Annotated in this window: 13 protein-coding genes and 1 pseudogene; all 14 read left to right on the forward strand. The window is 40.2% G+C overall.

Annotated features, from left to right (window positions below):
• The first annotated feature begins 15 nt into the window (after positions 1 to 15).
• Positions 16 to 549 (forward strand): hypothetical protein, encoded by a 534-nt coding sequence (locus tag I2I04_RS07655; protein ID WP_195654717.1) that lies wholly within the window; start codon positions 16 to 18, stop codon positions 547 to 549.
• 107 nt (positions 550 to 656) lie between these two features.
• Positions 657 to 1190, forward strand: a complete 534-nt coding sequence (locus I2I04_RS07660) for a hypothetical protein (protein ID WP_195654718.1) — start codon at positions 657 to 659, stop codon at positions 1188 to 1190.
• A gap of 24 nt (positions 1191 to 1214) precedes the next feature.
• A complete protein-coding gene (locus I2I04_RS07665; protein WP_195654719.1) occupies positions 1215 to 2987 on the forward strand; it encodes a hypothetical protein in 1773 nt (590 codons plus the stop codon).
• A 44-nt stretch (positions 2988 to 3031) separates the two neighbouring features.
• The gene (locus I2I04_RS07670; protein ID WP_195654720.1) at positions 3032 to 4981 is read left to right on the forward strand and encodes a protein-disulfide reductase DsbD family protein; all 1950 of its coding nucleotides are present in this window, start codon (positions 3032 to 3034) and stop codon (positions 4979 to 4981) included.
• Between the two features lie 312 nt (positions 4982 to 5293).
• A complete protein-coding gene (locus tag I2I04_RS07675) occupies positions 5294 to 5812 on the forward strand; it encodes an HU family DNA-binding protein (protein WP_143260141.1) in 519 nt (172 codons plus the stop codon).
• 85 nt (positions 5813 to 5897) lie between these two features.
• Complete coding sequence (locus I2I04_RS07680; RefSeq protein ID WP_143260142.1) at positions 5898 to 6248, forward strand: hypothetical protein; 351 nt, start codon at positions 5898 to 5900, stop codon at positions 6246 to 6248.
• Positions 6249 to 6276: 28 nt separating this feature from the next.
• Complete coding sequence (locus I2I04_RS07685; protein WP_195654721.1) at positions 6277 to 7194, forward strand: N-acetylmuramoyl-L-alanine amidase; 918 nt, start codon at positions 6277 to 6279, stop codon at positions 7192 to 7194.
• A gap of 150 nt (positions 7195 to 7344) precedes the next feature.
• Positions 7345 to 7809: pseudogene (locus I2I04_RS07690) on the forward strand (AAA family ATPase); the annotation flags it as partial.
• A gap of 421 nt (positions 7810 to 8230) precedes the next feature.
• On the forward strand, positions 8231 to 8980 hold the full coding sequence (locus I2I04_RS07695) for a DUF5131 family protein (RefSeq protein WP_143260143.1): 750 nt from the start codon (positions 8231 to 8233) through the stop codon (positions 8978 to 8980).
• A 128-nt stretch (positions 8981 to 9108) separates the two neighbouring features.
• Positions 9109 to 11205: a glycoside hydrolase family 127 protein gene (locus I2I04_RS07700; RefSeq protein WP_195471434.1), complete on the forward strand. Its 2097-nt coding sequence runs from the start codon at positions 9109 to 9111 to the stop codon at positions 11203 to 11205.
• 35 nt (positions 11206 to 11240) lie between these two features.
• A complete protein-coding gene (locus I2I04_RS07705) occupies positions 11241 to 13100 on the forward strand; it encodes a right-handed parallel beta-helix repeat-containing protein (RefSeq protein WP_229126952.1) in 1860 nt (619 codons plus the stop codon).
• Between the two features lie 41 nt (positions 13101 to 13141).
• Complete coding sequence (locus I2I04_RS07710; RefSeq protein ID WP_185911484.1) at positions 13142 to 15346, forward strand: alpha-L-rhamnosidase C-terminal domain-containing protein; 2205 nt, start codon at positions 13142 to 13144, stop codon at positions 15344 to 15346.
• Between the two features lie 195 nt (positions 15347 to 15541).
• Positions 15542 to 16162: an RNA polymerase sigma factor gene (locus I2I04_RS07715; protein WP_195654723.1), complete on the forward strand. Its 621-nt coding sequence runs from the start codon at positions 15542 to 15544 to the stop codon at positions 16160 to 16162.
• Between the two features lie 7 nt (positions 16163 to 16169).
• Positions 16170 to 17177, forward strand: a complete 1008-nt coding sequence (locus tag I2I04_RS07720) for a FecR family protein (protein WP_195471423.1) — start codon at positions 16170 to 16172, stop codon at positions 17175 to 17177.
• Positions 17178 to 17266: the final 89 nt, after the last annotated feature.

Genomic DNA, 17266 nt, shown 5'->3' on the forward strand with positions numbered 1-17266 from the left:
TAAAGAATTAATAGTATGAATACAAATATTTTATATAAGCTAATAATATTCTTAGGAATATTTTGGTTGAGTAGTTGTTCGGATGATGATTCTGAAAGTAAATTAGAATATGAAGTGGTGGATAATGTAGTAACTAGCTGGGATGCACTTTCTGAACATTGTGAAAACACAATTCCTTTCACTGAAATGTTATGCATTGGAGAGAGTGATGAATGTCCTTTGTCTAATACATATATATCAATAGTAAATTATGCTTCTGAATATACAGTAGTGATACCTAGAGGTACATTATCTGAAAATGAATATGGATTTTTGATTTATAAATCCGTACCATCTAATAATTATATGAAAGAGGTACTCAATGCTGATTATTACACAAATGTTATAGTAATGTACGGTGGTGAGGGAATATATGATTTTGCTGTGAGAATTTATAATCCAATATTAAATAAATATTACATAACCAGACCATATCAATTGAAGGTGTGGAGAGAAGGAATAGAAGGAGAGTATAAGTGGTATCGAACTATCTCGTTGGTAAATAAATAATTAACTTTAAAGAATGGTTACACTTCTTATTCTTGAGGCTGATAAAGAGAAATGGAATATTGTTATTTCTTTAATAGAAGGATGAATTAACCCAAAGAATTAATAGTATGAATACAAATATTTTATATAAGCTAATAATATTCTTAGGAATATTTTGGTTGAGTAGTTGTTCGGATGATGATTCTGAAAGTAAATCAGAATATGAAGTGGTGGATAATGTGGTGACTAGTTGGTATTCACCCTCTCATTACGAAAAAACAGTACCTTCAAGCGAATTGTTATGTATTGGGGAGAGTGATAAATGTCCTTTATCTAATACATACATATCAATAGTCAATTATGATTCTGAATATCCGATAGTCATACCGAGAGGTGTCTATCAATACTATGAATATGGACATTGGATATATAGACCTGTACCTGCCGATGGGTCTATGAAGGAAATATTTAATTCTGATTGGTATACGACTGTTGTAGTACTATATGGTGGTGAAGGAACATATAATTTTGCTGTAAGAATTTACAATCCTACTTTAAACAAATATTTTGTAACCAAGCCATATCAATTGAAGGTGTGGAGAGAAGGAGCAATGGAGGGAGAGTATAAGTGGTTTCGTTCTATTTCACTGGTAAATAATTAATTAACTTTAAAAAAAAAGAATACTATGAATGATAAAAATATGATGAGTTTCTTGTTCTATTGTTTGGTGGCTTCTTTTTGCTTTTCATGCAGTAGCAATCTGGAGGAGTTGGTAATTAAAGATAAAACAACTTCAGAGAAAATAAAAACTAGAGGACTAGAAAGTTATTCTTCTATTCTTGAGGCTGATAAAGCAATATTAGCAGCTCATGGGTATGATACCATAGCAATAGTAGATTGTGATTCTTTTTATTTGGTTGAGTCAGAACTTATTTTTAAGAAATCAAGATTACAAGAATTACGTGAACAACCTGAAGCACGTTTGAATTATAAAAGACGGATAAATCCTGAATGTTATCGAATGCATCTGATACTTTATGATAACCAATATAGTAATGAAACTATTTTTAAAGAGGCTGTAGCGGAATGGAATAAATTGAGCAAATGCTGCCTACATTTTAGTACTTATTTTGATACGTTTTTACCTAAAAACCGCCCATTAATAGATGTTTTCTTCCAAGATAATGCAAATTCTATGAGTTCATCGGAATTTATACGTGTTGCTGGAGTTATAAATGGTAACGTTGGAAATAAAATATACATAAATACTAAATATAAATACTGGTCAGAATTGACTAAAGACCAAAAGAAGTATGCTTTGATGCATGCTATAGGGCATTTGGTTGGATTAGAACATTCTAGTGAATATGATACTTCTATTATGCAACCTGAATCGGGATTAGCAACAAATAAAAATCTCTGGAATGGATTTTCTTTTGAAGATAAAGTTCTTATTCCTGAATTATATCAATTGAATCCGGCTAAAACTCAAATTGATTATAACCCGACTCCTGAAGACAACAAGGGTACAATGAAACTAAAAATAGGAGTGAAATATACTGTTACAACTTCATATACGTATGAGTGGTGTTATAATCCCAAATATACAATTACGGCAGAACCTGTTAGCAATCCAGGATCTTATGAATTTAAAAAAACAAGTGAAAACTCATTCGACATATGCTTCACGGAAGCTGGAGAATGTATTGTTACTTTTGTAGTGACTGACTATATAGATGGTACCGAGCATAAATATACAAAGAAGTTTAATGCCGCATATGATAAACCAACCTTTACAGTTCCAGGTAGTATTGAACTTGGAGAGTATTATGATTTCAAAGTGGCGTATCAGGAGGATGGATTTACACCTACTTTTAAAATTACCGTAGAAGAAAGTGTGTTTGATAATAATACAGCACAAAGTGTTTCAATAGTACAAGTAAACAATGGACATGTGCGAATTAAATTTAATGACTATGGAGATTATAAAGTTACAGCAAGAGTCTCCAATAATAGAAATATTCCGGCGAGGTATTTTTATTTTTCCAAATATTATCGTCCTGATTATAATGTGACTTCTACAGAAGAGGGAAAAGTGAATGAAGGAAATGTTAGTTTGCCTCCAACTAAACCAAGTCGGCCAACAGGTGAAAATAGGTTAGAACGTTATAGATATGATATAAGCATGGGGCAAGCACCGACATTTGAGCACCGTGTGGCTTGTGATATTAAAACTACATATATTCAGAACTTCTTAAAGTTTCGCCGTATCGATCGTAGTTATATCGAGGACTCTGCACCTCGTATCTTTCGTGCGGGAGAGTCTGCCCAATTGGGGTTAACTGTCTATAGTATGTATCATCCGGACTCAATAAATTACGTGGATCATCATTCTATTCTTTATCCTCTCAAATGTGAAGTCATATATCCTAAAGATGCTTGCTATTTGAAAAAATAAGGGTGAAAAAGAAATTAATAGATTACAATTTAGAACTTAGAAAAATGAGAATTATTTTATTTTTATTATTGAGTTGGTACACAATCGGGAATATACAAGCACAAATCAAAGAGCCTGTAAAGTTCAAAAATGAGTTGAAAATGACATCTGAAACGGAAGCGGAAATCGTGTTTACTGCTTCGATAGAGAAAGGATGGCATGTGTATTCGACCGGGCTAGGGGATGATGGGCCTATTTCCGCTACTTTCAACATCAATGCGAGTAGTCATGTAGAAACAATGGGTAAATTGCAACCTGTTGGAAAAGAAATCAGCATCTATGATAAGATGTTCGAGATGAATGTGCGCTATTTTGAAGATACGGTACAGTTTATCCAAAAAGTGAAATTTACAGGAAATGATTACTTTATGGATGGGTTTCTGGAGTTTGGAGCTTGTAACGATGAGAGCTGTTTACCTCCGACTCAAATTCCTTTTAAATATGGGAAAAAAGCAGAAGCAGATTTAATAGTTGCAAAAGGGAAAGAAGAGGCTTCGGTTAATGTGGTAGAGAAGCAATCGGAAAGTGATCTTTGGAAACCGGTAATCAATGAATTGCAGGTGTTAGGTGAGGAACATTCTCAAGAGGATAAATCTTGGTTGTATGTCTTTGTCACTGGATTTCTTGGCGGATTATTGGCTTTGTTCACTCCCTGCGTATGGCCGATTATTCCTATGACTGTGAGTTTTTTCCTGAAAAGAAACAAGGATAAGAAGAAAGGGATTCGGGATGCATGGACTTATGGTGCTTCAATTGTGGTGATTTATGTAACACTGGGATTAGCAATTACTTTAATATTCGGTGCCAGTGCATTGAACGCTTTATCAACAAACGCCGTATTCAATATTCTTTTCTTCCTGATGTTGGTTGTTTTTGCAGCTTCTTTCTTTGGGGCATTTGAACTTACTTTACCTTCTAAATGGAGCAACGCAGTGGACAGCAAAGCGGAAGCGACGAGTGGCCTATTAAGTATTTTTTTGATGGCGTTTACGTTATCTCTAGTGTCTTTCTCTTGTACAGGGCCGATTATCGGCTTTCTGCTTGTACAGGTTTCTACGACAGGTAGCGTGATTGCTCCTGCTATTGGAATGTTAGGCTTTGCCATCGCTCTGGCTTTACCATTCACACTGTTTGCTCTTTTTCCTTCATGGTTGAAATCAATGCCTAAGTCAGGAGGGTGGATGAATGTAATTAAAGTGACATTGGGCTTTCTGGAACTGGCTTTTGCCTTGAAATTCTTGTCGGTTGCAGATTTGGCTTACGGCTGGGGAATTCTGGACCGGGAAACTTTTCTTGCATTATGGATTGTGATTTTCGGACTAATGGGAATGTATCTGCTGGGGAAAATTAAGTTTCCGCATGACGGCGATGAAAACAAAGTGGGTGTTACTCGTTTCTTTCTTGCGCTTGTCTCTTTGGCATTTGCCGTATATATGATTCCCGGACTTTGGGGTGCACCTTTGAAAGCTGTCAGTGCATTTGCTCCACCTGTGACGACGCAGGATTTTAATTTATATTCGAACGAGGTCCATCCCAAATTCAAGGATTATGATATCGGCATGGAATATGCACGGCAACAAGGAATGCCTGTGATGGTCGATTTTACCGGATATGGTTGTGTGAATTGTCGTAAGATGGAGGCGGCTGTGTGGACAGATAGTAAAGTGGGCGGTATCATCAATGATAAATATGTGCTTATCTCTTTGTATGTAGATGATAAGACTCCATTGAATGAGCCGCTCAAAGTAACGGAAAATGGAACAGAACGTACCTTACGCACGGTAGGGGATAAATGGAGCTATCTGCAACGTGTGAAGTTTGGAGCAAATGCACAGCCTTTTTATGTATTGCTGGATAATGAAGGTTATCCGTTGAATAAGTCGTATGCATATAATGAAGATATTACTTCTTATATTGAGTTTTTACAGAAAGGATTGGAACATTACGTAAAATGAATTTAGTCATTGATTCTCTTTTTAACCTGGACTCGTGATCGATAGGATTAGAAAAGGAATTTGTTTTTAGGTAGTGGGGCCGGCATACAAAGCGTGACTTTGTTTGCCGGTCTTTTTTATGCTCCCTTGTCCCTCTGCTTGTCGCTTTTTTCCAGGTATTGGGTTGATTATTTGCTATAAATATTGTTTGTAGGCTCTGTAGTGCCGATAATCGCTTGTCGTTTCATGTCCGTTGAATATGTCGCATCTTTGCATTGTTAACGTTAGCGAAGTAATTATTAAACAGTATTCATTTAAAAAAAGAAAAGTATTATGGCAATTAGATTTAAAAGAATTCAACGTCTGTGTGACCCGACAAACAAAGAGGCAGGAAAGAAAGTGTATCCGGTGATTTCTTATCAATATGATACGAGCGCTACACTGGATGAGTTTGCAAAAGAAATCTCTTCTACTTCCGGTGTAAGTGAGGGTGAAACAATTAGTGTATTGAAAGATTTTCGTACACTTCTACGTAAGACATTACTTTCGGGCCGTTCAGTGAACATTAAGGGATTGGGTTACTTTTTCCTTTCAGCTCAAAGCAAAGGAACGGAAAAGGCAGAAGACTTTACTGTATCCGACATCAGTGGTCTGCGGGTTTGTTTTCGTGCGAATTCGGATATTCGTCTCTTTACAGGAACTTCGACACGTTCGGATGGATTGAAGTTTAAGGATTTGGATCATATCAATGATTCGAGTATCATTGATGGTGGCTCAGGTGAAGGAGGTGAAGCACCGGATCCTGACGGAGGTGCGGGAGGCAATGGTGAAGCACCCGATCCGGCAGCTTGATAAACGGGAAGTCGGGAATTAGCGACTTTGTATGGAATGGGGCTTCGGCCTCATTCTTTCTTTATAACTACATAAATAGATCAATATGCAAATAACTACAATCCTTGCTTTCATTACTGCTATGGGTGGTTTGGAAGCGGTGAAATGGATGGTGAGATATATCTCTTGCCGAAAAACGGATGCACGGAAAGAGGAGGCAGACGTAAGCAGTCTGGAAGAAGAAAATCGTCGTAAAAAGGTGGATTGGCTGGAAGATCGCCTGACACAGCGGGACGAGAAAATAGACGGGCTTTATATCGAGCTTCGCAAGGAGCAGGAAGAGAAGATCGACTGGATACATAAATGTCATGAGGTGGAGTTGGCACAGAAAGAGTCAGAGGTGAAAAAGTGTGAGATCAGAGGGTGTGTGAAGCGCATTCCTCCTTCGGAATATTAATAAGGTTAGTTGATAAAAATAAAGTATCATGAGAAAGATAGATTCTATTATAGTGCATTGCTCGGCAACAAAAGCCGGACAGGACTTTACCGCCGCAGATATTGACCGTTGGCACCGGGAACGTGGGTTCAATGGTATTGGTTATCATTATGTTATCCGTCTGGACGGAAGACTGGAGAAAGGAAGGGAAATTAATTTGCCTGGAGCACATTGCAAAGGTTGGAATGAGCGAAGTATCGGGCTCTGTTATATCGGGGGATTGGATGAGAATGGACATCCGGCGGATACCCGGACAAATGCTCAAAAACGGGTGCTTTATCAAGTAATAATGGATTTGCAACGGGAATATACTATTCTTCAGGTATTGGGACACCGGGATACTTCGCCGGATTTGAATGGAGACGGGGTGATCGAACCTTATGAATATGTGAAAGCGTGTCCTTGTTTTGATGTGAGGGAGTTTATGAAGAGTGGGAGGGAGCTGCTGTTTGTTTTATTGCTGATTCTTGTTCTTCCGGGGGTGTTGTCGGGATGCAGGAGTAAAAGAGAGTTAGTAAATAGGAGGGAGGAGGTCAAAATAGACTCGAACTTTGAATTTTGTTCGGAGAAAAGTGTTGAGGAACAGGCTTTTGTTTCGGAAAGGGATTCGGAAACAATGGAGGAATATATGGAGCAGTCGATAATCATGTTTCCTGTGGACACATTGGGTTTAAGGGTAGGGATGATGGTGAGAACGGTGGTTGATAGGAAAAATACTAATCAGAAACAGCTTCTCCAAAAGGTAAATTCACAATCGGTAAATTCGTTGGGTATAAGTTTTAAAATGAAGTCTCATGAGACAGATTTTGAAAAACACACTAGCAGAATAGGAGGTAAATATTTATATGGAATTATTTTATTGGGTTTATTTATCGGGTATGGGATTTATAGATTGAAGAAAACATAATATACTGTTTGCTGTATATGAAATCAGCTCTAATGAAAGATGAACTTATGTATCTGCTGCACCTGTGAAGGTGCAGTTTTTTTGTGTAGTTTGTATGTGTATTCCCATAGAAATGCGTATCTTTGAATAATTAAAGACAGAAGAGTAATTATGAACGGGATATTGCGTAAACTTCCTATTGGGATACAGACTTTTACTGAAATTCGTGAAGAAAATTATCTTTATGTAGATAAAACTGCTTTTGTGTGGCGGATAGCTAACACAGGAAAGCCTTATTTCTTGAGTCGTCCCCGCCGCTTTGGCAAGAGTCTTCTTCTTTCTACTTTTGAAGCTTATTTTGAAGGTAAGAAGGAATTGTTTGATGGGTTAGCCATAGCTGACATGGAAAAGGAGTGGAAGAAGTATCCGGTATTGCATTTGGATTTGAATGCGGAAAAATATGATTCTCCCCAAGCCTTGGTCGAGATTCTTAGTCGACAGTTGACACAATGGGAACTGAAGTATGGTAAAGGAGAAGATGAGGAAACTCTTTCGGGGCGTTTTGCTGGTACACTTCGTCGTGCCAGTGAACAGTCTGGGCGTGGTGTAGTAGTGCTCGTTGATGAATATGATAAGGAGTTTCAATTATATCGCCTGGCTTTTCCTAATGATGAAGTCCGTTATAAATCTGGCTTATATTCCCAAGGGTCATTCAAATGTTTTTTTGAATATTAGCACAGGAATATATAGAATAATACTATCTTTGTAGAGGTATATCGGGTTTAATGGAGTGATTGTTCAATAATATTCATATCTTAGACATGAATACAATTTGCCATATTCGTGATTATACGGACCTTTGCAGAGAGAATGCTTTCTTGCCCTCGTCAAGATGGGCAGATTAAGATAAAGATCCCTCGTGGATCGGCTGCCTGTGAAGGTCGCTCTATTGTTTGTTTTGTTTGTGTTTTGGTGCACCTTTTTTCTGATAAAGAATAAGGTGCACTCTTTTTATAGTAATGTAACAGATTAAATATATATTTGAAGAAAAAAGAAGATGGGTGAAAAAGCTTCAATGTGGAATCTTTGGCACGGCTGTCACAAATTAAGTGAGGGCTGCCGACATTGTTATGTATACCGGACAGATGGTAAATATGGAAAAGACAGTTCGGTGGTGATAAAGACGGAAAAGTTTGATTTACCTTTGCAACAGAAAAAGAATGGTACATATAAGATACCTTCGGGGAATTTGGTATATACCTGTTTTACTTCCGATTTCCTTATTGAAGATGCTGATGAATGGCGTGCCGAAGCATGGGAGATGATGCGGATACGGCAGGATCTTCGTTTCCTCTTTATCACTAAGCGGATAGACAGGTTGCAACAGTGCCTGCCTCCGGATTGGGGCGATGGGTATGAGAACGTAACAATTTGCTGCACGATGGAGAATCAGGATAGAGTGGATTATCGTTTACCTATTTATAAAGAAATTCCTATTAAACATAAAATCATTATCTGCGAGCCGCTTCTTAGTCGGATTGATTTCAGAGGTGAATTAGGGGATTGGGTGGAACAGGTGGTTGCCGGAGGAGAGTCGGGAAAGGAAGCCCGGATATGTGATTACGAGTGGGTATTGGATATCCGGCAGCAATGTATCGATGCGAATGTCGGTTTTTGGTTTAAGCAGACTGGGAGTTATTTGCTGAAAGAGGGACATGAATACAAGATTGCCCGGCAGTTCCAACATTCGCAGGCGAGGAAGGCTGGGTTGAATTATACGCCTGATAAACAAGAAATAAAAGGTTAGTTCAGGTATTTTTTACTGAAAGCGGGGATTGTTTAACAATCTTCGCTTTTTTGTTTTATTGAGTACAAAATGCGGATAATCACGTCTTTTCTTAAAGATGTTGTGTAAACTTTAAATTATCCATATTAATGAAACAGATAAAGCTGTTATTTCTTTTAGCATCTGCATCCGTTACGGGCGTATTTGCGCAAAGCAACGGATTGACGGATATGAGCCAGAGTCGCTATGCAAAAATGACAAATACCGGAATCGACGCCGTACATTGGACGAACGGATTTTGGGGAGATCGTTTTAATGTGTTTAGCCGGACTTCCCTGCAAAGTATGTGGAACACTTGGAACACACCGGAAATATCCCATGGGTTCCGTAATTTTGAGATTGCTGCCGGTGTGTGCAAGGGTGAACATTGGGGACCTCCGTTTCACGACGGAGATATGTATAAATGGATGGAAGGAGTGGCTTCTGTCTATGCAGTCAACAAAGATCCGGAACTGGATAAATTAATGGACAACTTTATTACTTGTGTCGTAAAAGCCCAGCGTACAGACGGTTATATACATACTCCGGTAATTATTGAAGAACTAAACAAGGGCATTGATTCCCATACATTGGCTGACCCAAACAAGCAAACGGTCATAGGAACGAAAGTAGGTGACGAGAATGAAAAAGGAGCTTTTGCCAATCGGCTGAACTTTGAGACATATAACTTGGGACACCTGATGATGGCAGGTATTGTGCATCGTCGTGCCACCGGAAAGACCACTCTTTTTGATGCTGCTGTGAAAGCGACAGATTTCCTCTGTCATTTTTATGAAACGGCTTCTGCCGAATTGGCTCGCAATGCCATTTGCCCTTCACATTATATGGGAGTGGTCGAAATGTATCGTGCCACGGGAAATCCCCGTTATCTGGAACTTTCAAAGAATCTGATTGATATTCGCGGTATGGTGGAAAACGGAACGGATGATAATCAGGATCGTATTCCTTTCCGCGACCAGTATCGTGCAATGGGGCATGCCGTACGTGCAAATTATCTGTATGCAGGAGTAGCGGATGTATATGCCGAGACAGGCGAACAACAATTGATGAAAAATCTGACTAGTATCTGGAATGATATTGTCACCCGGAAGATGTACGTGACCGGAGCTTGCGGTGCTCTTTATGATGGAACATCACCGGACGGAACTTGCTATGAGCCGGATAGTATTCAGAAGGTACATCAGAGCTACGGACGTCCTTATCAGTTGCCGAATAATACAGCGCACAATGAAACATGTGCCAATATCGGAAATATGCTTTTCAACTGGCGTATGCTGGAAGTGACAGGAGATGCGAAGTATGCCGAACTGGTAGAAACCTGCCTTTATAATAGTGTATTGAGCGGTATCAGTCTGGACGGAAAGAAGTATTTCTATACCAATCCGCTTCGTATCAGTGCCGATCTTCCTTATACACTTCGTTGGCCGAAAGAACGGACGGAATATATCAGTTGTTTCTGCTGCCCGCCGAATACATTGCGTACATTGTGTCAGGCACAGAATTACGCCTACACATTGAGTCCGGAAGGCATTTACTGTAACTTGTATGGTGCAAATACGCTGACTACGATTTGGAAAGACAAAGGAGAACTGGCGTTAACACAAGAGACGGATTATCCTTGGGAGGGAAATGTACGTGTAACGTTGGATAAAGTTCCTCGTAAGGCAGGTACTTTCTCGCTCTTCTTACGTATTCCTGAATGGTGCGAAAAGGCTACGCTCACGGTGAATGGACAGCCGCTGCAAGCCAATGCAAAGGCAAATTCGTATGCGGAAGTAAATCGTACATGGAAGAAGGGGGATGTAGTGGAACTGGTGATGGATATGCCTGTCCGTTTGCTCGAAGCTCATCCGTTAGCAGAGGAGATTCGTAATCAGGTGGTCGTGAAGCGCGGCCCATTGGTTTACTGTTTAGAAAGTATGGATATTGCGAACGGGGAAAAGATTGATAATGTATTGATTCCCGCTGATATAAAACTAACTCCGAAGAAAATTACAATTGAAGGCAGTCCGATTGTTGCACTTGAAGGAATGGCACGTCTGGCATCTGCAACTTCGTGGGAAGGAGTACTTTACCGGCCGGTTGCTCAGGCTGAAAAGACAGTAAATATCCGCCTGATTCCTTATTATGCTTGGGGAAACAGAGGAAAAGGAGAAATGACTGTATGGATGCCTCTTGCCAGATAGGCCGGATTGTTTAGTATACAGAAATGAAAAAAGTCATGAAAAAGTTATTTGTAACGGCTATATGTATCTTGTGCAGTCACTGGCTATTGGCCGGTGAGATATGGATTTCTCCCAAGGGCAGTGACTTCAACAACGGAACTCGTCAATCTCCTAAAGCCACGCTGACTTCTGCCTTACGACAGGCACGAGAATGGCGCAGGACAAAGGATGACCGTATTCAAGGTGGAATCACGATCTATATGGAAGGTGGAACGTATGCCCTCTATGAACCGGTTTTTATCCGTCCGGAAGATAGCGGAACCAAGGAATCGCCCACAATCATTTGTTCGGTAGGCGATGAAAAGGTGATATTGAGTGGGGGAATCAGCATAAATGGTTGGAAGAAGCAAGGGAAAGTTTGGGTAGCAGATGTCCCGGCATTTAATGGACGTCCATTGGATTTCCGCCAGTTGTGGGTGAATGGGAAAAAGGCTGTTCGTGCCCGTGATGTGGAAGATTTCGAAAAGATGAATCGCATTTGCAGTGTGGATGAGAAGAATGAAATTCTTTATGTACCTGCAGTTTCCATTCACAGACTTATTGATAATAAAGGAAATTTGAAAGCTAAATATGCCGAGATGGTATTACATCAGATGTGGTGTGTTGCTAATCTTCGGATTCGTTCAGTCGAAGTGCAGGGAGATAGCGCGGCAATACGTTTTCATCAACCGGAAAGCCGGATTCAGTTTGAGCATCCCTGGCCGCGTCCGATGGTGACGACGGACGGACATAATTCTGCTTTCTATCTGACAAATGCCCGTGAATTGCAGGATGTACCCGGAGAATGGTATCATGATATGGACGCCCGTAAAGTATATTATTATCCACGGGAAGGAGAGAAGATGCAGGAGGCGGAAGTGATAGTGCCTGCTGTTGAGACATTAGTACAGGTGGAAGGAACTTTGGATCGTCCGGTGTGTCATATTCGTTTTGAGAAAATTACTTTTTCCTATACTACGTGGATGCGCCCATCAGAAAAAGGACATGTACCTCTTCAGGCAGGTATGTATCTGACAGATGGTTACCAGATTGATCCGAAAATGCAACGGAACTACTTGAATCATCCGTTGGATAACCAAGGATGGTTGGGACGTCCCGCAGCTGCAGTTCGTGTGGTTGCTGCAAGACAGATTGATTTCGAGCGTTGCCGGTTCGAACATTTAGGTTCAACCGGATTGGATTATGAAGAAGCGGTGCAAGGCGGTGTTGTTCGTGGCTGTCTCTTCCGCGATATTGCCGGAAATGGTCTGTTGGTCGGCAGTTTTTCTCCGGCTGCTCATGAAACGCATTTGCCATACGATCCTGCTGATCGTCGGGAGGTATGCACACAGCAACAAATCAATAATTGCTATTTCACGGAAATAGGCAATGAAGATTGGGGATGCCTTGCCATTGCTGCGGGATATGTGGGGGACGTCAATATCGAGCATAATGAAATCTGTGAAGTTCCTTATAGTGGCATCAGTCTTGGTTGGGGATGGACGCAAACTGTGAATTGTATGCGTAATAACAGAGTACATGCCAATCTGATTCATCATTATGCGAAACACATGTATGACGTGGCAGGTATTTACACACTCGGTTCACAGCCGAAAAGTTATGTAACGGAGAATTGCGTGCATAGTATTTATAAGCCGGGGTATGTACACGACCCTAACCACTGGTTCTATCTTTATACGGATGAAGGTTCTTCCTTTATTACTGTACGTGATAATTGGACAGAAGGAGAGAAGTATCTGCAAAATGCCAATGGTCCGGGAAATGTATGGGAGAACAATGGCCCGAAGGTGGATAGTGTTATTTGTGAACGTGCGGGACTGGAAGCAGGATATAAGGATTTACTAAATATTCAGTAGGTATTGACAAGTCATTTAGTTTGTTAGTAATAGAAAGAAAAATGAAAAAGAAATATATGATATTGCTTAGTGCCTTGTCTTTGGCAAGCAGCACATTTGCCCAAACTTGGATATGGTATCCGGGAGATTATGAAATCTGGCTGGGAAATCAGATGAATAACCGTCGTACGGAACGAGGTGCATTTTTTCCTCCTTTTTGGAAAACGGACAGTCATTATGTTGTCGTAGAATTCAGCAAGCAACTGAATCTTTCCGAGCCGGAAGAAATCTTTATTGCTGCCGAAGGAAAGTACAACGTCAAACTGGATGGAAAGCTCCAGTTCGGTATGCCGGAAACCATGTTGCTTCCGGCAGGAAAACATAGCCTGAACATTAAAGTCTGGAATCAGGCTACTCCTCCCACTATTTATGTGAAGGGAAAAACGGTGAATTCAGATTCTTCCTGGCGTGTGACTTACGAAGATAAAGAATGGATTGACGAGAGCGGAAAAGCCAGTGACACATCTGCCACTATCTATATGGATGCCGGATGCTGGAACTTTGACGGAGCTACCCAACGTCCTTCCCGATTCAGTCTGACGCGTAAACCGCAGCAACCCGTTACGAAGACAGAACAGTCTGAAGGAGGTTTCCTTTATGATTTTGGAAAAGAAACATTCGGATTCATCACATTGAAGAATCTTTCCGGAAAAGGAAAAATAGAAATTTATTATGGTGAAAGCCCGGAAGAAGCAAAAGATAAAGCATATTGTGAAACATTGGACAAACTCTTGCTCGAACCGGGACAAGTGACCGACCTTGCCATCCGCAGTACTTCTCCCTTGAGTAATTCTGAAAACGAATATACATTGGAGAACAGTAAAGCCTTCCGCTATGTTTATGTAACTCATGAGCCGGGAGTACAGATTGGAGAAGTCTCCATGCAATATGAATATCTTCCTGAAGAATACCGCGGAAGTTTCCGTTGTAATGATGAGGAATTGAATCGTATTTGGGAAGTTGGCGCATACACCATGCATCTCACTACCCGCGAATTCTTCATTGACGGTATCAAACGTGACCGTTGGGTATGGAGTGGCGATGCCATCCAAAGTTATTTGATGAACTACTATCTTTTCTTTGATAACGAATCCGTCAAACGTACAATCTGGTTGCTTCGTGGCAAGGACCCTGTGACCAGCCACAGTAATACAATCATGGACTATACTTTCTACTGGTTCCTTAGCGTATATGACTATTATATGTATAGTGGTGACCGCCATTTTGTCAACCAACTGTATCCGCGTATGCAAACAATGATGGATTACGTGTTGGGACGTACCAATAAGAATGGCATGGTAGAAGGTATGACCGGCGACTGGGTATTTGTGGACTGGGCAGACGGCTATCTGGATAAGAAAGGCGAACTCTCTTTTGAACAAATCTTATTTTGCAGAAGTCTGGAAACGATGGCTTTGTGTGCGGAACTGGTCGGAGATGCCAATGGCAAACAGAAATACGAGAAGCTGGCTGCTGCGTTGAAGGCAAAGTTAGAACCTGCCTTCTGGAATAATCAGAAACAGGCATTTGTACATAACTGCGTCAACGGTCAGCAAAGTGATGCAGTCACCCGTTATGCGAATATGTTTTCTGTCTTCTTTCAATATTTGAATGAAGATAAGCAACAAGCCATCAAACAGTCTGTTCTGCTGAATGACAGTATTCTGAAAATAACAACTCCCTATATGCGTTTTTACGAACTGGAAGCCCTTTGTGCTCTTGGCGAACAGGATGCTGTAATGAAAGAAATGAAAGCCTATTGGGGAGGAATGTTGAAGGAAGGTGCTACCTCCTTCTGGGAGAAATATAACCCGGAAGAAACCGGAACGCAACATCTTGCCATGTATGGCCGTCCTTATGGAAAGAGTTTGTGCCATGCTTGGGGAGCGAGTCCTATCTACCTGTTGGGCAAATATTATTTGGGGGTGAAACCTGTAAAAGAAGGATATAAAGAGTTTGCTATTGCTCCTGTGTTGGGAGGATTGAAATGGATGGAAGGCACTGTTCCTACTCCGAATGGCACTATCCATGTCTATATGAACAGCAAAACGATGAAAGTGAAAGCAACAGAGGGGAAAGGCTATCTAACCATCAAAAGCCGTCGTCCACCTAAAGCAAATATCGGAACACCGGAAAAAGTGTCGGTAGGAGTATGGCGCCTCTGGATCGATTCACCCGAAGAAAGAATTGTTACCTATCATTTATAATACATTGTTAATTAGTTAGTGGAGTTAGTCCTTGATTAACGGTTCCTCTTTTTAATGGGGGATTGTTAATCGGGGACTTTTTTATTGGAATATGCACCACATTTTCTAAATTTTACTATTTTTGTTTTATGAAAGACACCTAATTGTAATACGTCTTTTGTTCTTTTGGAAAAACAATTAAACAAAGTCAAAGGAATGTCAGATCGATCAGCTCAATATACTAATACTGATGACGAGAAGCTCTTTTCCTTCATAGAGAAAGGAGATAAAGGAGCCTTTACACAGGCTTATGACAGGTATCATAAGCTGTTATACGTATTAGCCTACCGTTATTTAATGAATGCAGACATGGCAGAAGATGTAGTGCAACATGTTTTTGCCCGTTTATGGGAATTTAGGTCAGAACTACATGTAGGAATCAGCCTTAAGAACTATCTGTTCACTATGACGAAAAATCATGTCTTAAATTTGATTCGTAATGAGAATAGTGCAATCAGTAAGAACTATGAGATAGCACAATCGGCACCTGTCTACGAAGATAATCTGATAGGAAATCTGGAAAAGAAAGAATTGATGGCCTCTTTTTATAAAGCGGTAGATATGCTTCCGCCACAGAAGCGCAGTATTTGTTTGATGAAAGTGAAAGAGGAACTAACGAATCAAGAAATAGCCGAACGGATGAATCTGTCTGTTAATACAGTCAAAACGCATTATACGGAAGCATTGAAAATGCTACGTATTCATTTAAGTAAAATGCTAATAATTGTTACTTTTGTCACACTAATGACATATTTGAGTGTCCACTATTTAAGATAAAAAGAGAATGAATCGACCCACTGATAAACAAATAGAAGAAGTGCTTGCCGGAGTTGCTACACCGGAGGATGCAAAATTTGTGGCGGAATGGTTTGCCACAGAAGAAGGGAACACTTACCTGGATGCTGTGATGACTCGGGAGGCAGAACATTTAAAAGCCGAAACGGCAGAAATATATGTGGACCATACTATACCTTCAGAAAAGATGTACTATCAGATCCAAAAGAACATATCACGTAAACAGATCAAACGTATCTGCTTCCGTGTGGCTGCAATCTTGGTTCCCGTTATTTTCCTGATAGGTCTTTATTTACAGATCAATTCCCGGGTGGATTTATTCGGCACTACGGAATATGAGGAAATTCGTGTTGCCAAAGGGGAGCGGATACAGATGATGTTTCAAGACGGGACACGAGTTTATATCAATTCGGATTCCTGGTTGAAGTATCCTAAAAAGTTCGGATTGAGTAAGCGGGAAGTTTTTCTGGTGGGAGAAGCCTATTTCGTGGTAGCCAAGAATAAAAAACGTCCGTTTATTGTTAATCTGAACGGACCTTCCGTTCATGTACTGGGTACTTCTTTCGATGTACAAGCCTACCCGGAAAATAAAGATATTGTGATCTGTCTAGATGAAGGACATGTAAATCTGACTCTATCCTCTACAAAAGAATACCCGTTACTGCCGGGTGAAAAACTGATATATAATAAAGAAAGTGACCAGTGTCGGATAATCAAGAACGATCATTCAAAGCAAGTTTCAATGTGGAAAGACAATGTGATTTCTTTTAAAGATACTCCTCTGGCAGAAGTGATTAAGGTTCTGAACCGCTGGTATAATGTAAACTTTAAGATAGAGGATGAGCAGGCATCGAAATATGTATATACGTTGACCTCGGATAACACGATACTGGAGAAGGTGCTTCAGGATTTGGAAAAGATTGCACCGGTAAAATTTGAATATGATGAAGTCCGGAAAGAAGTGACAGTCCGAATGAAACAGGACGGAGACAAGTAAGAATATACTGGAATAGGATAATAGAATGAGGACAGGCTGTGTATATACGCAGCCTTTACTGTTTTAGAATAAGAATGTTATGAAATAAA

This window comes from Bacteroides sp. 1001136B_160425_E2 (assembly GCF_015559655.1).
Classification (GTDB): domain Bacteria; phylum Bacteroidota; class Bacteroidia; order Bacteroidales; family Bacteroidaceae; genus Bacteroides; species Bacteroides luhongzhouii.